Origin of the sequence: Cupriavidus sp. KK10, from assembly GCF_018223725.1 — a bacterium.
Lineage (GTDB): Bacteria > Pseudomonadota > Gammaproteobacteria > Burkholderiales > Burkholderiaceae > Cupriavidus > Cupriavidus necator.
This window is the reverse complement of sequence record NZ_CP073678.1, coordinates 1,607,742-1,629,170: the sequence shown is the minus strand read 5'-3', so window position 1 is coordinate 1,629,170 and position 21,429 is coordinate 1,607,742. Positions and strand designations below refer to the sequence as shown.

The window sequence follows — 21,429 nt, the reverse complement described above, 5'->3', positions numbered from 1 at the left end:
ATACCCCCAGGTCGGCCTGCCCGGAGATCAGCCCCCGCAGCGTGGTGACAGGAATCCGCGCGCCGCCGCCGTATACCGAAGCAAGAGCGCCACCGCTTCGCAAGCAAAAGTGCCACCACTACCTGTCAAGGGCACGGTACGGGGAACTTTTCTTTACGGGTCAATAGCTTGGACACGTTCGGGTCATTTGATAGCTGTGTTTGATATCGGTGTGACCCATTTCACGGTTTGCGACATACGTAACGGTCGGAGAATGCGCTTAAGTCTTACTCCTTTCTAAAGCTCTCATCATGGATCGTCTAGTCTCAATGCAGGCATTCACTCGGGTGGTGGATGTAGGCAGCTTTGCGGGCGCAGCGGAGTCGCTCGACCTGCCAAAGGCCACGCTCACCCGCTTGATCCAGAAGCTGGAGACCCATCTGGCCGTCAAGCTGCTGCACCGGACCACGCGGCGCATCAGCGTGACCACCGATGGCGCCGCCTATTACGAACGCTGCGTACGCATCTTGGCAGACGTCGAGGAAGCGGAGCAGTTGCTGACGCACCATAACAACTCGCCGCGCGGCACGCTGACGGTGGACACCACGAGCGGGCTCGCGAAAATGGTGTTGATCCCGCAACTGCACGACTTCTTCAATGCGTATCCGGAACTAAAGCTCGAACTGACCAGCAACGGCAAGCCGATCGACCTGCTCAAGGAAGGCGTGGACGTGGTGCTGCGCGTGGGTGCGCTCGAGGAATCGATGGTGGCGCGTCGCATCGGCCGGCTGAGGCTGGCCTTCTATGCGTCGCCGATCTATCTGCGCCACTTCGGCACGCCTCACGATCTCAGGGAGCTGGCGCAGCACAAGGCGGTGAATTTCCTGTCGAACCGCACCGGACGCGCAACGCCGTGGCCGCTGATCCGTGGCGGCGAACGCAGCGAAGTGCTGCTGCCTTCGGTGATCTCCACCAACGATGCCGACGTCTATTTGGGCTGCGCATTGGAAGGCCACGGCATTGCGCGCATCTCTCGGGCGATGGCCGAACCCTATATCAATAGTGGCCGGCTGGTGGAAATCATGACGGAGTGGCAGACCGACGAACTGCCGATCTCAGCGATGTATCCGCAGAACCGGCACCTGTCGGCCAAGGTGCGGGTGTTCGTGAACTGGGCTGCTGAGATCTTTTCGCGGCATCCGCATTTCGGCGCGGCAGCGCTGCAACTCGCGGCCTGATCACCGATCGGTTTTGCTCCCTTCCGCTTGTGCAGACCGGAGACTTCGCTTACCCATGTCCTCGCACACCTGTCGCCTAATGAGCCAAATAGTGGCTGCCGCCTTCGTACTCCACTTAACGCGCTATGCGTAAGGAAGCGTGCCGACTCACGCCCAGTGACTTCCACCGGCGCACTCTGGTCGTCGTCACCATGGATGCCCAGCTTGGGGGCACTGTGAAAGACTCCAGGTCTTCGAGGAAATCGGTGGCGTACCGGGCTTCGGCGGTGGCAATCACCGCGCGGGGTGCCGGCCTGGTACGTCATGTGCGAGTACCGCTGCTGCATGACCCCATCCGGGAACCGTACCGCAAACGTCGCGCTTCATTGCCGCGCCGAAGGTGGAGGATGGGTCGCCTCGTTTTTTTGATCCTTTTGGGCATTTTATTGATCAAAGGTAGTCTCGAAATCGGTATCGGGTACGCCTAAAGTGGAGGCTCCTAACCACCTGATGAAAGGGTCGCACCATGAGCCGTATCGCTATTCCCGCCATCGAGTCCGCCACCGGCGCCACCGCTGATATCTACGCGCAGGTCAAGAAGATTGCCGGTGGCCGTGTCCCGAACACGTACGCCGCCTTGGGCCACCTCGCGCCGGCCTCTTTGGCCGCGCTGCTCAACGCCCAAGGCGCACTGGCCTCAGGCAGCCTGAGCCAGCAAGACCTCCAAACCATCAAGCTGTTGGTCAGCGTGAAGGCGGGTTGCGACGTTTGTGTGGCCGCCCACAGCTTTGTGGGCAAGATGGTGGGCCTGCCGGTCGATGCCTTGCGCGCCATTCGCGCGGGGCAAGCCACGGGTGACGCCAAGCGTAATGCCTTGGTGCGCTTCGTGTCCCACCTGCAGACCACCAGCGGCACGATCAGCCAAGACGAGTTCACTGCCATTCGTGAGGCCGGCTACACCGACACCCAGTTGGCTGAGATCTCGTTTGCCATCGCGCTCGCCATCTTCACCAGTACCTTCAACCGTATCAACGGTACCGACGTCGACTTTCCGGCCGTAGAGTGAGCCGCCTTGCCGGACAGCCTATCGCTTCACCCATAGGAATAACCATGACCAACGAAACTACCAATGCTGTCATCGAATGTATCTTGAGCCGCAGCGCCGCCAAGTATTACGACCCTGCCGCCACCTTGAGCGACGACCAAATCCGCGAGCTGGTGCGAATCGGCACCGCCGCGCCGACATCCTTCCACATGCAGAACTGGCGCTTCATCGCCGTGCGCACACGTGAAGCCAAGGCTCGGCTGAGTCCGATCGCCTGGAATCAACCTGCGATCACCGATGCCGCCGTTACCTTCATCGTCTGCGGCCAATTGGCCGATTCCAGCGTAATACCGGAACGCCTGGCTCCGTTGGTTGAAGCAGGCGTTATGCCGGCAACGATGGTGCCTGAATGGGAAATCCCCGCACGCGATCTGTACATGGACTACCCACAGCGCCAGCGCGACGAGGCCGTACGCACCGGCACCTTCGGCGTGGCGGCGATGATCTATGCGGCCCGCTCGCTGGGCCTGGGTTCGACGCCGATGATCGGTTTCGATGCCGAAGCGGTGCACCGCGAGTTCGGACTGGCTGCAAACGAAGTGCCGGTCATGCTGTTGTCCATCGGGGCAGAGCGCCCGGGAAACTGGGCGCAGAAGCCGCGCCGTCCGGTGGACGATGTGTTGGATTTGGTATAGGTGCGTCGCGGCGGCAGTGATCGCGCCGAACGACTAAGTGGCCTTCAAGCGGGAGGCGGCCGCAAGGTACCTCCTACTTGAAGGCATGACCAGCTTCGACCCAAGACTCGGGCACGAAGTAAGCCGAGGGATGGTTCCCACATGGACTTTCCCCAATTAGCGAAACGCGTAACTCACGGAGATTATGATGGCAAGAACTGTAGCTCTAAAGCCGGAACAGGTACCGGCCGATTCGAAACCGACTCTCGATGCGTTCACCAAGAACATCGGGTTCACCCCAAACATGATGGCGAGCTTCGCGCAGAGCCCGATTGCGTTCAACGCATGGGCCACTCTGCTCGGCTCCTTGAGCAGGGCGCTCGACGTGAAGACGCGTGACGGCATCGGTCTCGCTGTCTCCGAAGTGAATGGCTGCAACTACTGCCTGACAGTTCACAGCTTTACGGCCGAGCATATGGCCAAGCTGTCGGCCGAGGAAATCATTCTCGCTCGGAAGGGCCACGCCAGCGACCCGAAGCGGGACGCCGCCCTCCAGTTTGCGCGCAAAGTCATCGAGACCCGCGGCCAGGTCAGTGACACCGATCTGAAAGCTGTGCGCGATGCCGGCTACACGGATGCGAACGTCATGGAGATCGTCGCGCTGGTGGCCATGTACTCCCTGACGAATTTTTTCAACAACGTGTTCGACCCCGAGAAGGACTTTCCTGCCGTCACACCGGCTGGCTCGATCTGAACTTTATCCGGCCGCATCGACCCTCTCCGAGGGTCCTAGCGTAACGCCAGAGCCCGTAAGCACCCAGGAAAGAGTTTTGGGAACGCGTCCGGGCTTTTCGTATGTGCCGACAAGTCTAGGAGGAAGAAAGTGACACTCAATCATCCAATTTTCACGCGCTGGCCGGTGCAGTACCCCGATCGGCTCCAGCTCTTTTCCTTACCGACGCCCAACGGAGTGAAGGTCGGCATCATGCTGGAGGAGACAGGCCTCGCCTATGAGCCGCACCGCATCGACATCATGGCGAATGAGAACCACGGTCCGGCCTTCCTCGCGCTCAACCCCAATGGCAAGATCCCTGCGATCTACGATCCTGACGGTCCGAGCGGACGGCCGCTGGCCTTGTTCGAATCGGGAGCGATCCTGATCTATCTCGCCGACAAGACGGGGCAGTTCCTCTCCCCCGATCCCGGCACGCGCTACGAAACGATCCAGTGGCTGATGTGGCAGATGGGCGGTGTCGGACCGATGTTCGGCCAGGTTGGCTTCTTCAACAAATTCGCCGGCAAAGACTATGAGGACAAGCGCCCGCGCGACCGCTACGCAACCGAATCAGCGCGGCTGCTCGGTGTCCTCGACGAACGGCTCGCAGGCCGCGACTGGGTGATGGGCGCTGACTACAGCATCGCCGATATTTCGTTGCTTGGCTGGGTGCGCAACCTGATCGGCTTTTACGAAGCGCGCGAGATTGTTGGCTTCGACCGCTTTCTTCATGTGCAGATGTGGCTCGATCGCGGCCTCGCGCGTCCGGCGGTGCAGCGCGGGCTCGAAGTGACGGCGGCCTAGCCAGAAGCCCGGAGAGGGAAGGCTTCTGCAGGCCCCACGAGCTGCGTAGACGCCGTTGCAGCGAACGGTACTTACCAATAGTCACGGGCCAAAGACGGGCGCAACATTCACGCAGCGACAATTGACCGCCATAGATGACGGCCAGTGCATGAATGCACATCTCTTATTTCAGGAATATTCTATGCAATCAGTCGAGATCAAAGCCATTGATAACTACGATTTTGATATGTGGCGTTCGCTGTGGAAAGGCTATCAGCGATTTTACGAAGTGGATATCCCCGAGTCCGTGACGCTCAATACCTGGAGGCGCTTCTTGGACCCAGACGAACCGATGCATGCAGCGCTTGCCATGGTGGGCGAACAAGCATTGGGGCTGGTGCATTCGATCTACCATCGATCTGCCTGGACGACGGGCGACTACTGCTATCTTCAGGACCTGTTTGTTGCTGACAATGCGCGTGGCGGCGGCATCGGTCGCTCGCTGATCGAGCATGTCTATGCGGAAGCGCGACGTCGCGGGGCGTCCCGTGTGCACTGGCTGACACACGAATCCAACCATAACGGCATGCAGCTTTACGACCGCATCGCTGATCGCTCGGGTTTCATCCAGTACCGAAAGCTATTGGCCTAACCCGCTGATGCGGGTACTGTCCTCAGGACTCGTTCGGCGCATCGCTATCCTCCATGATCCTGGCTGGGTCGCGATAGATGGTTGCAATCGAGCAGCTCGGCCGGTGCGCAACGTGTCCGATCAGCTCTTGCACTGAGGCCATGTGGTGCGTACAACCGGTGTGCAATCGCAATAAGACGCTTGAGCGTATCAAGTTCCCGAGGTCCTATGTCCCAAGTCGACTGGCTGAGCCATCTCTTGCAAATGATCAACATCACTGGCCAGCTGGAGGTTCGCTGCGTCTACGGTGCGCCATGGCGTGTGGCCTGGGATCAGTCCGCGGCGCACGAGATTCCCTACCACGTCGTGCTCAAGGGCCGGGCCATTATTGAGGATCCGGGGACGGGGACGGCCAGGGAGCTAGTGGGTGGAGATATCGCGCTGTTGCCTCACGGGTCGGCGCACGTGCTGCACGATGGCAGCGGACATGCGCCGGGTCTTACCTACAATCGCCAAGGTTCTGCAGGATGGACGCTCAGCGAGAATGACGGCCAGGGCGAGCATCTGGACATGTTGTGCGGGCGATTTTTCATCGGGCCGCCCCATGATCGGCTGATTCGCGATTATCTACCCACGACTCTCGTAGTACGGGCCATGGACGGCCGTGGTGAAGAGGGCATCGTGTCCGCTTCGAACCACCTGGCCAGTCTCGTGGGGCTGATGCGCATGGAGTCCACCGGCGATAAACCGGGCGGATATGCCATGCTCAACGCGCTTAGCTTCGCGCTGTTCACACTGGTACTGCGCGCGGCGAGCGAATCCGAACAGGCCCCGGCAGGCTTGTTGGCGCTTGCCGGCCATCCACGACTGGCCCCGGCCATTTCAGCCATGTTCGCCGATCCGGCGCGACCCTGGAACCTGTCTGATCTGGCCGACTTGTGCAGCATGTCACGCGCCACCTTCATGCGGCACTTTCAGGCCAATCTGGGGCGCTCGGCCAACGAACTGCTGACCGATATCCGGATGAGCCTGGCCGCCAACGAGCTGAAGAAGCCGGCAATGACCGCGGAGGCTGTGGCCGACTCAGTCGGGTATCGATCCGTATCGGCATTCCGGCGTGTGTTCACCGACAGGATGGGGATGACGCCGGGGCAATGGCGCCGCCTGGCGCGCGAAGCCGAGTAATGCGCTTCGCTTTCCGTGTGCAGCTTCGATGAGGCGCTAGATGCGCCGGCGCAAGGCAGGCCATTCCTTCGAGCGGAGCTCATTCGGGTCTGGGTCTAGCAATGATGCGCGGTCCAACATGCACGCCCAGTAGCAACTACCCCGATCCGTGGCGGATCGGAATGTCGTTGTCGTTCTGTTTCGTTCGGGAAAGTGATCCACGACGCGCTCGTCTATACCTGCAAGCACCTGAATCTCGATCTCGACAGACGGCTTGCGTCGTGCCGGGCCGTGCCGCGTTTGGGGGGATGGATTGCCTCGCTGTTTTGATCCTTTTTGGCATTTTATTGAGCAAAGGTAGTCTCGAAATCGATATCTGGTGGGCCTACAGTGGAGGCTCCTAACCACCGGATGAACAACTTGAAGGGGAAACCCCAATGATCACTCGTGCAAATCAGTTTCGTCTACAAATCGCTGAAAAGAGCGTTGGATCGCTCTCTCTTCTGGCCCTGCTCAGATGGGCGCTGGTCGCCATCTTTCTTTGGTTCGGTGGAATGAAATTCACCGCTTACGAAGCCAACGGCATCGCTCCGTTCATCGCCAACAGCCCCATCATGAGCTGGTTGCACGCCGTGTTCGGAGTTCAAGGGGCAAGTTACGTTATAGGTGTACTTGAGCTGTCGACCGCAGCAGCGCTGATTCTCGGAGCCTTCCAGCCCATTTTCTCCGCATTGGGAGCGGCGATGTCGGCTGCGACCTATCTGATCACGCTCACCTTCTTCTTGACCACCCCCGGCGTAGCAGAAGCGACGGCGGGTGGATTTCCGGCCATTTCAGCTATGCCTGGCCAGTTCCTTCTTAAGGATCTCGTTCTGCTAGCTGCATCGCTTTCTCTCCTTCTGGCTTCCGTACAGGGCTCATGGCCCAACGCTCAGAAGTCATGAGGTAAACAAATGACCCGGACATCCGGGCCGGCTTATTCAACAGGAGATCAGATATGACCAACACGACCGCAGCGAATAGAAAAGAGGCTGCCTATCACGGTGTGCCGGCGGAAGACGACTACGGCTATGCACAGGCGATCAAGATCGGAAACATGATCTATGTGTCCGGCCAGCTCAGCCACGACGACAAGGGCGGCATGATCGCGCCTGCTGCGCTCGATGAAAACGGCAAGCCAGCGGACTTCTCGATGATGGCGGAGCAGATGCGAGTGACCTATGCAAACGCCGCAAGGATCCTGGCACAGTTCGGAGCCACCCTCGACCACGTGGTGGAAGAGACGCTCTATGTCCTCGATGTCGATGAGGCGTTTGCAGTAGCGGGCAAGGTGCGCAAAGAAGCCTACGCCAACGCGCGGCCTCAGTGCACCAGCAATCTGATCGGCGTATCGAGGCTGGCCTTTCCGGAGCAGCTTATTGAGATCGTCTTCAAGGCGGTGCTTGCCGACGTGCACGAGCGGCACCCCGTCGGACCAGCTTGATGAACGGCACGACAGGCCAGCGACACGCTGGTCATGGAGGCCTGCGCCGGCACCCATTTGTCTTGCGCGAGAACTGCGGGCACTCGGCCACGATGCCAAGCTAATCCCCTGGGGTATCTGTCGCCCGCTGCCTACGAGGCGAAATCGATAGAAAAAGAACCTATCTGCCTGTCCGAAATAACTTGACCACTACAGCCTGATGGCAGTTCAGCGCCCTCGTCTCTGTAATGAGATGGACCAACGATATGACGAATGCGAAGGGCTTGTGCAGAACGACAAGCCCGGTATCACCAAGTTGATACTTTAGCCGTGCTTGAGCCGTTTGCGGTGAAAGTCGCTTGGGCGGTTCTTTGGGGAGGGGGCAGCGGAGACGTTGCTCTCTTGCCCGCTTGGACGTGTACAGCCGCAAGATCGTGGGCTTCGAGGTCCACGATCGGGACGACGCCAACCACGCGGCGCATCTGGTCAAGCGCACGGCGCTGGCCGAGGGTATTCACGCCATGGCGACCAAGCCGGTGCTGCACGGGGACAATGGTGCTACGCTCAAGGCCACCACGGTGCTGGCGATGTTGCACTGGCTGGGCGTCAAGCCCTCGTATTCGCGCCCACGCGTGAGCGACGATAACGCCTTTGTGGAGAGCCTGTTCCGCACGGCCAAGTACAGACCCGAGTTCCCGTCCACGGGCTTTGCCGATCTGGCCGCGCCGCGCACCTGGGCGGCGCACTTCGTCCACTGGTACAACCATGAGCATCAGCACAGCGGCATCCGCTACGTGAGCCCGGCACAGCGCCACGCCGGACAAGACGACAAGATTCTGGCCGCGCGCCACGCGCTGTATGTTCAGGCCCGTGAGCGCAACCCGCGTCGCTGGACATGCGACACGCGAGACTGGTCGCCAATCGACACGGTCACGCTCAATCCGGAGCGCGAGATTGCCGTGCCCACCGGTATCAAGCCAGGCGCAGCTACCGTTCAGACTCTCTCCTCCCCGCCTGGATGCACAAGAAACTGCTCTTGGCTCTCAGGTGGAAATAGCCGCCGTGCCCCAAGCCTCTGGAAGCCGCTCCGCCGTGACGGCCGGTTGATAGATGCCACAACAGCAAGCCATCACCTTGCTCACAACGGTGCGGCAATGGTACCGAGCGCGGTAAATGGCAGGTTGAAACATACTATCGCGCCTGAATCCCATCGCACTGGACAGCAGTGCCATGGCAACCGTGTTCCACTTAGCGGGCGGCAGCGATTCCATAGAATGAGCCCGACCGGGGATTCGACACGATATAAGAATTCCGTCGAGCCCAATTCAGCGCTTCTTTGAATACCTCGGACTCTCGCTGACTCCAATCACTTCTCATTAGGGGAGTGGCGTCCTGTGCTGTCGTGGCGTACACGGCCGCTTGGTGCAGAGGCTCGCGGCTCCGCTTTCCTGGGATAATAAATGTACGAATCGTTACGTGCATATCATTCGAAACCGCAGAGTTGCTTGATGAGCGATTATGTCGGCATCCAAATGACATTACTGTGACGGCCATCTGCTAGCTCGCGCTTTGCGTGAACGATTGGAATTGAAAAGAGTTCGCCGGGTTCGCCGATGACTAAGCTGTTGCGGCACTGCTTCGCCACCGGGCTTCCAACTCAAAACGCTGTTTGCTCGCCTTGGAAGGCGAAGGAATTGCAAGTTCGCTTGTAACCTGAAATCGAACGCCGGCGCCCCGACTTCCGAGCACTTTGCTCTGGTGTATAGCGACGCCATTCCGCGCCCCACCTCCAGACCGGCTCGCACAAGTATCACGCACCCACGCCAGCCATTGCAGGAAGTGCCAAAATCCATCCTCAAACTACCGCCAATTGAGGGAGTTCTTGCTGGGGGATTACGGTGTTTCGACCAGCGGCTTTGGCTTCATAGAGTCGTTGGTCGGCCATATGTACGAGCTGGTCCGCCGTATCACCAGGCATGGCATTGCCATCAAAAACGGCGACGCCAATGCTTACACTCAGTCTTCCGGTTGGGCTACCGAAATTCTCTTTGTTAGTTGCAAGGACCGCAGAACGAATCTTCTCCGCTACTTGAACCGCACCCTGCAGGTCTGTATTCGGGAGCAACACGCAGAACTCTTCACCTCCATAACGTCCGACGAAATCTCCCGGACGACGGATACTATCGATGATACAGCGAGCGATGGCTCTTAGCGCCCTGTCTCCGGTAGCATGTCCATAGTGGTCGTTGAAGCTCTTGAAGTAATCGGCATCTACCATCAATACAGAAAGATTCTGCTTATTCCTGCTCGCACGTCGCCACTCGACATCGAGGGCTGAATCCAGATAACGGCGCGTGCCCACACCCGTTAGGCTATCAGTATTGGCGAGTAGATGAAGCCTCTTTTCCATTTTGAGCCGCTTGCGAAATTGCTTCGCGAACAGAACTGACATCACGACGATGAGAAAATCGAGCGCTGCCACAGCGCTACCAATGGCCCAAGCGCGCCGCTTCCACTCGGCGTAGATGTCCTCAGTGGCGAGCCCCACGACGACTATCAACGGATATTTCCCTATATGCTTGAAACTGTACAGGCGCCGGGCACCATCTAGCGCCGCAATGCCAATGTAACTGCCTCGGTCAGCTTGAATGAGCGGCTTGAATGATGGGACGCCTGCAATGCTCTGACCGATGTCGCCCTGGTTGTAAGGGCGTCGCATTAGAATTGTTCCGTCCGTTCGCAGCAACGTGAGGGAGCCATGGTCGCCCAGAGTCATCCCCTCAAACAGGCGGTGGAAATAGTTCAGCCGAAGTGTCCCGACGACGATACCTGCGAACTGGCCTTGGCTATCCACCAATCGTTGGCTTAGCCCAATTGACGTGTCCGTTTTTGCTAGTTTCGGTGAGAATGGTTTGCTGATGAAAAGCCCGACATCGGCCGACTGCTGTTGAATCCTGAAGTAGTCCCGGTCACTAAGATTGAACTTTCTGGGGGGAGCCGATTGAGAATCAATCACTACGTCGCCCGCACTGTTTGTGACCAGGAGCGAGCCCATATCCTTGGCGTTGGTTGACCTGTCGAAGAGAACACGCTGCCGAATCTGTGGCGGCAAACGCAATATGGCCGGGTCGTTGACGCCATCAATGGCAGCTTGTATCGACAGCTCGTAAACCTCGATGTTGCGTTCAATATCACGCTGCAGAATCAGTGAGAGATTATCTGCGGCGTCGCGTGCTCGTGCGAACGCGTCCAAGCGCATCTCGTAAAGCGCTACCGCCGTGATGCACGCCAGGGTCACAGCAGCCGCAATCGCCCCCACAATAAAGAGAGTTGGGCGCGCAAGAAAGGCCCCAGCCAACTTCGTCAGCGCCATACCACTTCCACCAACATCACCCCTGCCCCATATGGCCGCCAAAGCACATTCAAACGACGCTCGTGGAAGGTCCTGAGCGCGGTCGGGCGGATTCTAACTGCATATCCAGCGCCGCCTTGCAATAGTTGAGTTCGACCTTCGTTCGTCGTTACATGGCGACGCTTTTGCGCGACAGTCGCGTAGTGCCGCCTCAATAACCAATGGCTTATGAGGCACTTCATTTAAGGGGAGTCCTGCGATTAGTCCAATCGCGAGGTCACCACCGGCACGACGGCTGACTGTGCCGCAATACTCACATTCCTCCTCCCCCTCGCATCTCTGATCGGATAGTCGTAGGCATGGATCAGGTAATGCGCGGCGCCGGGATGCTGCGGGTTCTTTGCAAACAGCCTCCCCAAAATCTCAGCGGACTTCCGCTGGTTGGCATAGGTTCTGTCAGTCGGTGGGGCGGCAGCCTGCAGGGAGAGCGCGTAATAGATGCAGACTTCGTCGTCCTCCGGATAGCGCTGCGTCATCCGTTGCATGGCGTCCGCGTAGGCCAAAAGCCTGGCGCCGAGGGGCACCTTGTCGTAGTCACGGTAACACGCGTCGATCCAGTCACGATCGCGTGCGGTCTTTGTCCGACTGCACGAGCCTTGACAAGGATTTCCGACCCCGCCTGGGCATCGCGCTGCGGTGGCGGGCCTGCGAGGGAATTGCCCAGTAGATTTACGGCGATCCCCCAGTAGGCGATCGAACAAGGTTAGTTAGATTCCATGCCCAGATGATTCCCATCGTGTAATCCCGGAGCCGATTGGTCACTGCGCTGTCATCGTCAGCGGTTAGAGTACCGGCTCTGAAGATAAATGCGATAAAGGAGACGCAGATGTTCCTTACCTCTGAACAGATCGCCGCCGCGCAGCGTGCCAGCCTGGAGACCTTATGTGGGCTGACACTAAAGGTCTTCGAAAGCCTGGAGCGGCTTGCGGCGTTGAACCTGCAAGCAAGTAGGGCCCATTTCGCTAACGACGCCAATGTTACGTTGAAAGCGCTATCCGCAACGAGTATTCAGGATATCTTGGCGCTCCAGAAGGAGACCATCAAGCCGGCGCACGAGAAATTCCTGAGCTACATCCGTCAACTTTCCGAGATTTCCAACGCCGCCCAGATTGATTTCTCAGCGATTATTGAAGGCGTCCAAGCCGCCAATGCAGAGAAGTTGCAGGCATTTTTTGCGAAGGTCTCGGATGCCAGCCCGGTTGCTTCGGAGTCGACCGTGGCCATCGTGAAGTCGGCCATCCACGCAGCCCAGACTGCTTACGTGTCAGTCCAGCAAGTCACGAAGGAAACGGCTGAGCTTGCTAATGCCACCCTCGGCGACGGTGAAATGGAATCAGAATCGAGCACTCCCGAAGATTCCGAGGCCTGAAGCGTGATGCTTTCGACCCAATACTCGTTGGATGGCCGTTATCGGTGGGCTGTGTAGGTCCACACCGGCCGCTGATATAAGTTCGTCGGCGCCCCGGCGGCTGGCTCTTCCTTCCGACCTGCCGGAGCGAATGTGTGAGCGGATGACCGTTGGAGCCGGTTAGCCGCCATCGAGGTGGCGAAGCCTCGAACGGCGCAAGAGGGTCGGTGGCCTAAACCGCTCGCGCGGTAACCCTCCGGCCAAGCGCGAAGTGACTCAACCGCCAGCGGTGTTTTCTATGTTGAAGACCGAGGCAATTCGCCTCGAGCCTCGACAGGAGCACAGCCATGTCAGTCGCGACGCCTACCATCAGCCCGCTACGCCAGCGCATGATCGAAGACATGCGGATGCGCAAGCTTGCGGATCAGACCCAGACCCAATACATCCGCGCCGTGTGCCAGTTCGCGGCCTTTCTCGGCCGCTCTCCCGACACGGCCAGCACCGAGGACCTACGGCGCTATCAACTCCATCTGGTCGATCACGGCATCTCCCCGGTTTCGCTCAATGCCGCGATCACCGGATTGAAGTTCTTCTTTGAAGTGACGCTCGGCGATGCTCAACGCATGGCCAAGATGCGCCCGGTACGAGTACCACGCACCCTCCCCGTGGTACTCAGTCCCGACGAAGTCGCCCGACTGCTGGCGGCCGCTGGGAACCTGAAGCACCAGACCGCGCTCGCGGTCGCCTATGGCGCCGGCTTGCGCGCCAGCGAAGTGGTGGCGTTGAAGGTGACCGATATCGACAGTGAACGCATGACCCTGCGCATCGAACAGGGCAAGGGTCACAAGGACCGCTACGCGATGCTCTCACCCGTGCTGCTCGAACGCCTGCGCGTCTGGTGGCGCGTCGCCCAAGCCCAAGGCAAGATGCTCGACGGTGGCTGGTTGTTCCCGGGCCTCAACCCCATCGAGTCGCTCAGCCCCGGCAGCTCAATCGCGCCATCCATGCCGCCGCCCAGGAGGCGCAGATTGAGAAGCACGTATCCATGCATACGCTGCGACACTATCTACCCTTCCCGATTATGTCGGGTGACACGATCGAGCTCCGACGATCGGCTGCTGATTACGGGTCGTAAAGCAGATGAACTGAAGCGATCACCCGACATAATTTGGAGGGTCTAAAGACTGTTCAGGAAGTCGAGTAGCTCGTCTGTCGGCTTGAAGCCTCCTGGCTTGCCGCGTCGCGGAGTTGCCTTCTCAAGGGCCTGTTCCTTTATCGCAAGGGTCGCTTCGACATAGATCTCCGTGGTTTCCACCGATTCATGCCCGAGCCACAACGCGATGACCGAGCGGCGAACGCCTGATTGAAGAAGGTCCATGGCCATGGTGTGTCTTAAACAGTGGACAGTGACCCGCTTCTGCTTCAATGACGGACAAACTTCACACGCGGTCTTGCGGTGCTTGTTTAGCAGGTATTGCACACCGTGGACGCTGAGGCGTTCACCCCGCTCGCTGGGAAACAGGACCGTGCCATCGCCGCGTTGTGGTTCTCGCAACCACGCTTTCAGTACGGCGCGTGTGGATCTGGCGATAGGTGTACAGCACTCTTTTCGACCTTTCCCGATCACGCGCACGTGAGCGCCGGCGCCAAGGATCAGGTCCTCACGATTGAGCCCGGTCATCTCGGACAGGCGAAGGCCGGTCTGTACTGCAACCAACAGAAAGGCGTGATCGCGCCGGCCAGACCACGTGCCTTGATCAGGCGCGGCAAGCAAGGCGTCGACTTCTGGAGGCGTCAGGAAGTGGATCAGCGTACGGGTAAAGCGCTTGCAGGGGATGGAAAGCACCCGTTGGATCTGTGCGGAATGGGCCGGTGCTTCGTAAGCGGCGTAGCGAAAGAAGGAATGTATCGCCGCGAGGCGCAGATTTCGGGTGCGAACGCTAACGCCCTGGTTCTTCTCAAGCTCGTCCAGGAACGCGACGATCAGAGGAGCATCGATGTCTTCGAAGTTCAGTCGCGACGGTGGCTTATGCAGGCGCTGCTGCACGAACTTAAGAAATTGACGAAAGGTATCGCGATAGGAACTGATCGTGTGTGGACTCGCATGGCGCTGCTGCATCAGGCGCTGCGTGAAGAAACGCTCCAGTAACGGAGCAACGGTGGTGGCATTATTCATGACCGGTTCTCCCAGAGTTGTTCGAGCCGGCGCATCGCCTCGCGCATCAATTCAGGCGAGCCGTTCAGATACCACTGCGTATCCTCGACGTGAGCATGGCCGAGGTAGGCTGACAGGATTGGCAGACAGCGCTCCGGGTCATCTCCGGACTTGTACCAGCGAACAAGTGTGTTCGTCGCGAAAACGTGCCTCATGTCGTGCAGACGCGGCCCGCGACTGTCGGATGCCCCGCGCAAGCCAATCTGTCGCGACAACGAATAGAAAGTGCGATGAATCGCGCCGGCATCCATCCTGTTACCGCGGCTGGAAACAAAGAGATAGGAAGATACCGGTCGACCCGCCCAGTGATGCTTCCGCCGCGTGATGTAGTCTGCGAGCACCTTGCATGTCGAGGCATCCAAAGGAATAAGTCTGGTCTTTCCGAGCTTCGCGCCGCGGATCGTCAATATCGCCTCCGTCAGATCCACGTCCTGAAGTTCGAGATTGCGCGCTTCACCCAAGCGCATACCCGTCACGCTCAACAGCCCGAACAGGCAATGATAGGTCCATGGCAGCAGTGCACCCCGTTCATAGTGGTATGGCATCTGCAGCGCCGCCTGTAGCAGACACCGGATCTCGTCGGCCGAATATAGGTACGGTCGAGCCCGCTTCGGTTGAAATGACAATAAACCCGGTGCTGGTATCTCCGTGCGGGGATCGGTAGCAATGCGATATCGCGTGAACCCGCGCAACCAGCGCAGTCGTTGCGCCCATCGGTCGGGCTGAACATTTGCGGGTTGCCGGGCCCAAGCGAGCGCCAACGCCTGCGTAACGTAAGACGCACGATGCTGTTCCATGAACGCGACGAAATCTGGTAGCGCCGTGCTCTCCTCCCTCAATTTGAATCCCAGGCTGTGCCTCAGGTCGAGGTAATCCTGAACAGCCTGCCGAAGCGTGTTCATCGCGCGCCTCCGGGCCAGGGCAACGCGAGTGCGCGTAATGCCTTGATGTCGACCCGCGTGTAGATCATCGTGGTCTGTGGGTGACGATGACCCAACACCTCGCTAATCTCGCTGAGCGAAGCTCCATGGTTCAGCATCTGGGTAGCCAGTCCGTGGCGGAACTGATGGGCACCCGTTGTCGGCGCGTCGATGCCGGCACGCTGCAGTGCACGCCGAACGACGGAGCCGAGGCTACTTGGCCCACGCAAGCCGGTGATGTGCGCGCGTGCACGTAAAAATACGCGGCGACTGGCGCTCTTCGGCCGACCGTGTTGCAAGTAGGCGGCGAGGGCTTTGCCGACGTCCGCAGGTAAGGGTAGCTCGATGCGTTGTCCACCCTTGGTGCGTACGCTCAGTTGACCTGCGTCCCAGTCGATATCATCGAGCTCGAGGAAGACCACTTCACTGGACCGCAACCCCAGTCGCGCGAGCACCAGCAGGATCGCGTAGTCGCGACGACCGACTGCAGTCCGTCGATCGACGCTAGCCAGCAACTTCCGTGTCTGGTCTGCTGAGATTCCCCGGGGAATTGACGGCATCGACCAGTTGGCAACCACGGGAACGGCGGCAGCGAGGTCCAGCGTAATGTCGCCGCGATAGCGCACATAGCGCAGAAAAGATCGCAGGACAGTGGTCATAAGCTTCGCCTCTTTTAAATGCAGTCGTGGCGCCTGGACCTGCACAAAGCGCACGACATCGGCCGCATTTAGTTTCGATAGACGCAATAGCGTAAATATCGTGTTGCGTGATCGGAGCAGATGTCCTGTACGCCAACACCTCTCTGTTTAAGCCATCGACTGAAATATGCGGCGATTCGGACCGACCGCTTCAGGGACCATACGTTGTAGCCCTGCACGCTGATGGCGTTGGCAAAGGATGTTAAATGGGCTGCGAGTGGACCTTCAGGTTCTCGCAAGAGAACGACCTGATCATGGATGATGAACTTCATGATGGACTCCTTCCCCGACGGGGGAGCGGGTGGAAGGAGTTCGAGATTATCTCTATTCGGCATCGTCCATTTGCCCGGAAAAACGGGCCATCACGCGGCTACAAGACATAATCCGGAAGGGTAGATAATGCCGCTTATCTACCCAGCGATATAAGCGACACAGCTTCGCCACCCACCTGCTCGAACAGAAGGTCGATATTCGCGTCATTCAAGTACTGCTTGGGCATAAGAAGCTGGAGACGACAGCGCTCTATGCCCAAGTCGCGACTGATCTGCTGTGCGAGGTCGTCAGCCCGCTCGAGAACCTGCGTTCCGACTAGAGGTCCCGCCGCCGAGCTCATTGTGCTCGAGGTTGTGGACATCTTCCGCCTCCACGGGCCGGCCTGGCGACAGACTGCCCACTTGAGCCTTGGGCAGTTGCAGGTCATGTCGGCCATCGAACAGTGCCGCACTGGGGCACTGGGAGGGCATGTGCTGCGCTGTTCCGGCTGCGCCAGGCTCGAGGTGTCCTATAACTCCTGCCGCAACCGGCATTGCCCCAAGTGCCAAGCCAGCGCTGCGCATCGCTGGCTCGAAGCGCGCAGTGAGGATCTGCTCCCCGTGGCGTACTACCACGTCGTATTCACGCTGCCAGGACCCATCAGCGCCATTGCCTGGTACAACAAGGCGGTGATCTACGGCCTGTTGTTCGATGTCGCCGCCGACACCCTGCGGACCATCGCCGCCGACCCGAAGCACCTCGGTGCGCAGATTGGCGCCACCCTGGTGCTGCACACCTGGGGATCCGCACTCACGCATCATCCGCACGTGCACGGCATCGTCCCCGGCGGCGGCCTGTCACTGGACGGGGAACGGTGGGTGGCTTGCCGCCGCGGCTTCTTCCTGCCGGTGCGCGTGCTCTCCCGCCTGTTCCGACGCCGCTTCCTCGAGGCCCTCCAGGCCGCGCATGGTCAGGGTCAGTTGCAGTTCTTCGGCGACTACGCCGCGCTCGCCGATCCGGCTGCCTTTGCGCAGTGGATCGCGCCGCTACGCACCTCCGAATGGGTCGTGTATGCCAAGCGACCGTTCGCCGGACCCGAGGCAGTACTGGCCTACCTGTCGCGCTATACCCACCGCGTGGCGATCTCCAACCAGCGCCTGCTCGCCCTGGACGAGCGTGGCGTGACCTTCCGCTGGAAGGATTACCGGGCCAAGGGCCGCACCCGCTACAAGACCATGACGCTGGATGCCGGTGAGTTCATGTGGCGCTTTCTGTTGCACGTGCTGCCGCACGGCTTCCATCGCATTCGGCACTATGGGCTCCTTGCCAACCCGGTGCGCCGCGCGAACCTGGCCAGGGCGCGTGAGCTGTTGGATGCCGCGCCCGCAGTCACCGCTGCACCTGACGACACCGAGCTCGCGATGCCCACGCCCTTCGTCTGCCGGCATTGTGGCGCACCGATGCTCATCATTGAGGTCATCCCGCGCAGTGCCTGTATCCGCGGACCGCCACCGCAGCGAGTCATCACATGACACCACACGTCCTACGCATCAAACTCGATCGTCGGCTCTTCGGAGACCGGAGCCGAAAGCGGACAGTCGTGCTCGCTGCCTCAGGCCGCCTCGTTGCACGCTCGCATCGTTCGATTGTCCCTAACCTGCTGCAACCTCCCGCCATGCCTACGTACGCTTCACACTGCGCTTCCTCCGAGATCTCCCGGCTCTGCTGATCGAACAAACGCTTCAATCGCCATAGCACAGCACGCCGCATCGCTTCACCCCGCGGTTTCCTCCCTCGAGGATTGTTCGACGCCTGCCCACAGGCGCCGCGGCCTCTTACAGCCTGCAGACGAGGGCAGGCATCAAACAATCCTTAACAGTAGTTTCGGCCCACCGTGCTTCGCCCCTAGCGGTCGCTTGCCGGCCAGCTTGCGTCAGTCGGACATTGTTCTTTGAAAGGCCGATTTGAGAGTTGCTTCGGTCACCACCAGGCCTCACCCGACAACCCCGGGATCGGTCTTACGGATGCACCAAGATTATTCACTTAGATGGGAAGGCTCTCCGCCTTGAAGTTCTTCCAGAGGCGTCGCAGCGCCTCCTTGTCCGCGCTTACCCGTCTGGCGATATAGCCTCGCGCATACCCCCAAAAAAGGACCAAGGGCGGCTGATCCGCCGGCCATCGAACGGTGTCGCACCGCGGCACTGGGCGAAGCATCCAACAAGGGCGTGCAGGTTATCTCGGTAGAAGGTAAGGGCCGCACGCGCCATAAGACCATGACGCTGGATGTCGGAGAATTCATGCGGCGCTTCCTGCTGCACGTGCTGCCGGGCGGCTTCCATCGCATCCGCCACTACGGGCTGCTTGCCAATCCGGTGCGCCGCGCGAACCTGGTCAAGGTACGCGAGCTATTGAACGTCGTGTCGACGGTGACCGCGGCGCCTGACGACACCGATGTCACTACACGTCCGCCCCTCCTTTGCCGGCACTGTGGCGCACCGATGCTCATCATCGAGGTCATCCCGCGCAGTGCGTGCATCCGCGGCCCGCCACCGCAGCGAGCCCTGGCGTGAGCCCACACGTCCCGCACCTCCCACTCTACCGACGACTCTGCGAAATCCGGAGCCGCAAGCGGACAGTTGCGCTCGCCGACTCGCTCGACCACGTTGAATGCACTGGGTATCCACGCGATCCTGAACTGCTCCGACCTTCGCGCCATGGCAGGAGCCGATTGATGGCCTGCCTCCCCTTCAAGCCATGACGCCACTGATGCGGCTAACCCATCAATCGCCATAGCCCGCATCATCGGCATCGCCGGACTCCGCGGTTTCCTCCCCTGAGGTTTGTTCAACGCCTGCCCTCATGCGCCTGGGTTCCGCAGCAGGGGCAACTCCAAGTGGCGCGCGGATGCGCCGGACATCCCCAGGCGATCCCCGATCTGTGCGAGCACTGGCATCACCGGAGCGCCATGCCAGTGACAGGTCTTGCTGGTCCATGCGGGCAACTCAAGAACGGTTTTCTATGACGGTTGATCGGCACATTTGCCGCGCCCTGAGTCAGCGGGGATAGCGATGTCAGCCACTTCCGTGACGCCGCTCATTGAGTCGTCATGGGCCGTTTGCACCACTGCCGGTGGTTGGTGTGCATCATAGGGAGCAAAAACCTCCGCGACCCAGTCGATGAACACCCGCAATCGAGCATTCATATGCCGATGCGACGGATACACCATGTAAATCGGGACTGTATCTGTGGACCAGTCGGTTAGCACTTGCTGCAGAGCCCCTGACTTCAGGTGCCGCCCCGCAGTCGCTGTGGTCGTGCGGATGACGCCCAAACCTTGAACGCCAGCCTCCAGCGTCGTCATCACGTCGTTCGTCGCTAACAAGTGAGAGCCCTGCACTTCCACGCGCTCCTCATCCCTGGACAAAACAAATGGATAGATGCGACCGGTTCGGTGAAGGAAGTAGTTCACGACGCGGTGAGATCCGCTTTCGAGGTCCTTGGGGTGGGTGGGAACGCCATGCCGCCTCAGATACTCTGGAGATGCACAGAAGATCCAACGAAACTGCCCCAATCGCCTGGCCACCAGTGACTCGTCGCGTAAGTTCCCCGCGCGCAGAACGCAGTCGATGTTTTCACTCACCAGGTCAACGGGACGATCGCTCACGCCGAGCTTGATATCAATGCCCGGATAGCGCGAGAAAAAGTCTGGCATGGCCGGTACAAGGATTGTTTGGGCGACGGCGGACCCAACGTCGACGCGAAGCTGGCCGCTAAGCATCGCCCGCTCGCTGGACAGCCCTGCTTCCAGGTCGTCGACTTCGGCAAGGATGCGGGTCGCGCGCTCAAAGTACGCAGCCCCGCAGGGTGTTACGGCGACTCGTCTTGCTGTCCTGTTGAGCAGAACCACTTTTAGCTCACTCTCCAACCACTGGACCCAGCGACTCACCGTCGGCTTCGGCCAACCTAGCGCATCCGCCGCTTTTGTGAAGCTGCCGCATTCGACAACTCTGACAAACGCTCTCATCGCACTGAGCTTATCCATCCCCCCCCCCGCGACCTCACTCGTCACTACCTGCCGGCAAGCCCTCGCGGACCGCCCGCTGCGCTCTGAATCGAGTCGCCCTCTGCTGGAGACGGACTCTTTCCAGGCCCCGATGCCTGCTGCGTTGATCGCCGCAGCCTTCGCCAAGATCGCATAGCGCCCTCCGGTCCGGACTGCAGATTCCCTGGTTTTACAGCGGATTCTATAAGAATTTTGCAGGTCCGATCGTCTCACGGCGCGAGACGGTCGTTTCGGAACGACGACTTGTTCTTCATCCGCCCTGACACCATTCTTACTGTGCTGGCCTTGTGGCGTCGACTCCGCGGCGCTACATCGACACGCATTGAGCCTCACGATCGCCAAGCACTACACCAGGTTTGGTACAGATGTCTTTCTCCATTCAGTAGGAGCCTTCCTTCCATGAAATTCACAGCCCAGAAACTTGTCCTCGGCCTATCGGCCGCCGTTGTCTATTTTGTTGCCTCTGCGCCGCAGTTGGCATCCGCCTCTGCGCTGGCCGAGCACGACGTCCGTACTGACGGTGCGCGGCCCGTTCGCGATGCGCGCAACCCCTACTACGATAACGCTCGAAGCGTGACCGATTCGCGCGATCCCTATACCGACGGAGCACGAAGCGTCGCAGAGCCGCGCGATCCCTACACCGATGGCGCTTGATCTGGCTCCTTCCAATGGGAGACGAAACGTCTTCGCGAGCGGCTACAGCGTTCATACCCATTCATTGCCCCATTCATTACCGCCGTACAACTTATGTGAGATCTTGTCATGAAATGCATGTCTGAATTACCAAAGCC

Annotated in this window: 19 protein-coding genes and 4 pseudogenes; 16 read left to right on the top strand and 7 right to left on the bottom strand. The window is 59.7% G+C overall.

The annotated features are described in order from the left end of the window. The first annotated feature begins 290 nt into the window (after positions 1 to 290). The 10 genes and pseudogenes from KB879_RS38995 to KB879_RS38950 all read left to right on the top strand — a co-directional run. The gene (locus KB879_RS38995; protein ID WP_211983241.1) at positions 291 to 1,217 is read left to right on the top strand and encodes a LysR family transcriptional regulator; all 927 of its coding nucleotides are present in this window, start codon (positions 291 to 293) and stop codon (positions 1,215 to 1,217) included. A gap of 505 nt (positions 1,218 to 1,722) precedes the next feature. Then, positions 1,723 to 2,262 carry a carboxymuconolactone decarboxylase family protein gene (locus KB879_RS38990; RefSeq protein WP_211983239.1) on the top strand — a complete coding sequence of 180 codons (540 nt, stop codon included), beginning with the start codon at positions 1,723 to 1,725 and terminating at the stop codon, positions 2,260 to 2,262. Positions 2,263 to 2,306: 44 nt separating this feature from the next. Beyond that, positions 2,307 to 2,936 carry a nitroreductase family protein gene (locus KB879_RS38985; RefSeq protein ID WP_211983237.1) on the top strand — a complete coding sequence of 210 codons (630 nt, stop codon included), beginning with the start codon at positions 2,307 to 2,309 and terminating at the stop codon, positions 2,934 to 2,936. 187 nt (positions 2,937 to 3,123) lie between these two features. Next, positions 3,124 to 3,669 carry a carboxymuconolactone decarboxylase family protein gene (locus tag KB879_RS38980; protein WP_211984599.1) on the top strand — a complete coding sequence of 182 codons (546 nt, stop codon included), beginning with the start codon at positions 3,124 to 3,126 and terminating at the stop codon, positions 3,667 to 3,669. 129 nt (positions 3,670 to 3,798) lie between these two features. After that, complete coding sequence (locus tag KB879_RS38975; protein WP_211983235.1) at positions 3,799 to 4,494, top strand: glutathione S-transferase N-terminal domain-containing protein; 696 nt, start codon at positions 3,799 to 3,801, stop codon at positions 4,492 to 4,494. A 181-nt stretch (positions 4,495 to 4,675) separates the two neighbouring features. Beyond that, positions 4,676 to 5,125, top strand: coding sequence for a GNAT family N-acetyltransferase (locus tag KB879_RS38970; protein ID WP_211983233.1), 450 nt, complete (start codon positions 4,676 to 4,678; stop codon positions 5,123 to 5,125). Between the two features lie 207 nt (positions 5,126 to 5,332). Further along, on the top strand, positions 5,333 to 6,289 hold the full coding sequence (locus KB879_RS38965; protein ID WP_211983231.1) for an AraC family transcriptional regulator: 957 nt from the start codon (positions 5,333 to 5,335) through the stop codon (positions 6,287 to 6,289). A gap of 416 nt (positions 6,290 to 6,705) precedes the next feature. Beyond that, positions 6,706 to 7,212 carry a YkgB family protein gene (locus tag KB879_RS38960; RefSeq protein ID WP_211983229.1) on the top strand — a complete coding sequence of 169 codons (507 nt, stop codon included), beginning with the start codon at positions 6,706 to 6,708 and terminating at the stop codon, positions 7,210 to 7,212. A gap of 53 nt (positions 7,213 to 7,265) precedes the next feature. After that, positions 7,266 to 7,751, top strand: a complete 486-nt coding sequence (locus KB879_RS38955; protein ID WP_211983227.1) for a RidA family protein — start codon at positions 7,266 to 7,268, stop codon at positions 7,749 to 7,751. 392 nt (positions 7,752 to 8,143) lie between these two features. Then, positions 8,144 to 8,692: pseudogene (locus KB879_RS38950) on the top strand (transposase); the annotation flags it as partial. Between the two features lie 893 nt (positions 8,693 to 9,585). Here KB879_RS38950 and KB879_RS38945 read toward each other — a convergent pair. Together KB879_RS38945 and KB879_RS40140 are read right to left on the bottom strand one after the other, a co-directional pair. After that, positions 9,586 to 11,103 (bottom strand): sensor domain-containing diguanylate cyclase, encoded by a 1,518-nt coding sequence (locus KB879_RS38945; RefSeq protein WP_211983225.1) that lies wholly within the window; start codon positions 11,101 to 11,103, stop codon positions 9,586 to 9,588. Between the two features lie 239 nt (positions 11,104 to 11,342). After that, complete coding sequence (locus KB879_RS40140; protein WP_249221439.1) at positions 11,343 to 11,627, bottom strand: hypothetical protein; 285 nt, start codon at positions 11,625 to 11,627, stop codon at positions 11,343 to 11,345. Positions 11,628 to 11,968: 341 nt separating this feature from the next. Here KB879_RS40140 and KB879_RS38935 point away from each other — a divergent pair, with 341 nt between their 5' ends. Further along, on the top strand, positions 11,969 to 12,511 hold the full coding sequence (locus KB879_RS38935) for a phasin family protein (protein ID WP_211983223.1): 543 nt from the start codon (positions 11,969 to 11,971) through the stop codon (positions 12,509 to 12,511). Between the two features lie 326 nt (positions 12,512 to 12,837). Further along, positions 12,838 to 13,625, top strand: a pseudogene (locus tag KB879_RS38930) (tyrosine-type recombinase/integrase). A gap of 42 nt (positions 13,626 to 13,667) precedes the next feature. On the opposite strand, the gene KB879_RS38925 reads toward KB879_RS38930, so the two are convergent. From KB879_RS38925 to KB879_RS40135, 4 genes are all read right to left on the bottom strand, one after another. After that, positions 13,668 to 14,666: a site-specific integrase gene (locus KB879_RS38925; RefSeq protein ID WP_211983221.1), complete on the bottom strand. Its 999-nt coding sequence runs from the start codon at positions 14,664 to 14,666 to the stop codon at positions 13,668 to 13,670. Next, positions 14,663 to 15,607, bottom strand: a complete 945-nt coding sequence (locus KB879_RS38920; protein ID WP_211982638.1) for a tyrosine-type recombinase/integrase — start codon at positions 15,605 to 15,607, stop codon at positions 14,663 to 14,665. Before KB879_RS38920 ends, KB879_RS38925 begins: the two co-directional genes overlap by 4 nt. Next, entirely contained in the window at positions 15,604 to 16,284 is a 681-nt protein-coding gene (locus KB879_RS38915) for a site-specific integrase (RefSeq protein ID WP_249221438.1), read from the bottom strand. The genes KB879_RS38920 and KB879_RS38915 overlap by 4 nt, the downstream gene beginning before the upstream one ends. Positions 16,285 to 16,352: 68 nt before the next feature. Further along, positions 16,353 to 16,595 carry a hypothetical protein gene (locus KB879_RS40135; RefSeq protein ID WP_249221437.1) on the bottom strand — a complete coding sequence of 81 codons (243 nt, stop codon included), beginning with the start codon at positions 16,593 to 16,595 and terminating at the stop codon, positions 16,353 to 16,355. 155 nt (positions 16,596 to 16,750) lie between these two features. On the opposite strand from KB879_RS40135, the pseudogene KB879_RS38910 reads away from it, so the two are divergent. The 3 genes and pseudogenes from KB879_RS38910 to KB879_RS38900 form a co-directional block, all read left to right on the top strand. Next, a pseudogene (locus KB879_RS38910) lies at positions 16,751 to 16,915 on the top strand (tyrosine-type recombinase/integrase); the annotation flags it as partial. Between the two features lie 22 nt (positions 16,916 to 16,937). Then, on the top strand, positions 16,938 to 18,107 hold the full coding sequence (locus tag KB879_RS38905) for an IS91 family transposase (protein WP_211983219.1): 1,170 nt from the start codon (positions 16,938 to 16,940) through the stop codon (positions 18,105 to 18,107). A gap of 717 nt (positions 18,108 to 18,824) precedes the next feature. After that, positions 18,825 to 19,145, top strand: a pseudogene (locus KB879_RS38900) (transposase); the annotation flags it as partial. Positions 19,146 to 19,591: 446 nt separating this feature from the next. On the opposite strand, the gene KB879_RS38895 reads toward KB879_RS38900, so the two are convergent. Then, positions 19,592 to 20,617, bottom strand: coding sequence for a LysR family transcriptional regulator (locus tag KB879_RS38895; RefSeq protein WP_211983217.1), 1,026 nt, complete (start codon positions 20,615 to 20,617; stop codon positions 19,592 to 19,594). Between the two features lie 420 nt (positions 20,618 to 21,037). Here KB879_RS38895 and KB879_RS38890 point away from each other — a divergent pair, with 420 nt between their 5' ends. Continuing rightward, on the top strand, positions 21,038 to 21,292 hold the full coding sequence (locus tag KB879_RS38890; RefSeq protein ID WP_211983215.1) for a hypothetical protein: 255 nt from the start codon (positions 21,038 to 21,040) through the stop codon (positions 21,290 to 21,292). The last annotated feature ends 137 nt before the right edge of the window (positions 21,293 to 21,429 follow it).

Coding starts and splice junctions, on each gene's coding strand:
- KB879_RS38990 (WP_211983239.1), top strand. CDS start 1,723: ATGAGCCGTATCGCTATTCCCGCCATCGAGTCCGCCACCGGCGCCACC.
- KB879_RS40140 (WP_249221439.1), bottom strand. CDS start 11,627: ATGCAACGGATGACGCAGCGCTATCCGGAGGACGACGAAGTCTGCATC.
- KB879_RS38935 (WP_211983223.1), top strand. CDS start 11,969: ATGTTCCTTACCTCTGAACAGATCGCCGCCGCGCAGCGTGCCAGCCTG.
- KB879_RS38995 (WP_211983241.1), top strand. CDS start 291: ATGGATCGTCTAGTCTCAATGCAGGCATTCACTCGGGTGGTGGATGTA.
- KB879_RS38980 (WP_211984599.1), top strand. CDS start 3,124: ATGGCAAGAACTGTAGCTCTAAAGCCGGAACAGGTACCGGCCGATTCG.
- KB879_RS38960 (WP_211983229.1), top strand. CDS start 6,706: ATGATCACTCGTGCAAATCAGTTTCGTCTACAAATCGCTGAAAAGAGC.
- KB879_RS38970 (WP_211983233.1), top strand. CDS start 4,676: ATGCAATCAGTCGAGATCAAAGCCATTGATAACTACGATTTTGATATG.
- KB879_RS38895 (WP_211983217.1), bottom strand. CDS start 20,617: ATGGATAAGCTCAGTGCGATGAGAGCGTTTGTCAGAGTTGTCGAATGC.
- KB879_RS38985 (WP_211983237.1), top strand. CDS start 2,307: ATGACCAACGAAACTACCAATGCTGTCATCGAATGTATCTTGAGCCGC.
- KB879_RS40135 (WP_249221437.1), bottom strand. CDS start 16,595: ATGAAGTTCATCATCCATGATCAGGTCGTTCTCTTGCGAGAACCTGAA.
- KB879_RS38890 (WP_211983215.1), top strand. CDS start 21,038: ATGAAATTCACAGCCCAGAAACTTGTCCTCGGCCTATCGGCCGCCGTT.
- KB879_RS38920 (WP_211982638.1), bottom strand. CDS start 15,607: ATGAACACGCTTCGGCAGGCTGTTCAGGATTACCTCGACCTGAGGCAC.
- KB879_RS38915 (WP_249221438.1), bottom strand. CDS start 16,284: ATGACCACTGTCCTGCGATCTTTTCTGCGCTATGTGCGCTATCGCGGC.
- KB879_RS38955 (WP_211983227.1), top strand. CDS start 7,266: ATGACCAACACGACCGCAGCGAATAGAAAAGAGGCTGCCTATCACGGT.
- KB879_RS38945 (WP_211983225.1), bottom strand. CDS start 11,103: ATGGCGCTGACGAAGTTGGCTGGGGCCTTTCTTGCGCGCCCAACTCTC.
- KB879_RS38925 (WP_211983221.1), bottom strand. CDS start 14,666: ATGAATAATGCCACCACCGTTGCTCCGTTACTGGAGCGTTTCTTCACG.
- KB879_RS38965 (WP_211983231.1), top strand. CDS start 5,333: ATGTCCCAAGTCGACTGGCTGAGCCATCTCTTGCAAATGATCAACATC.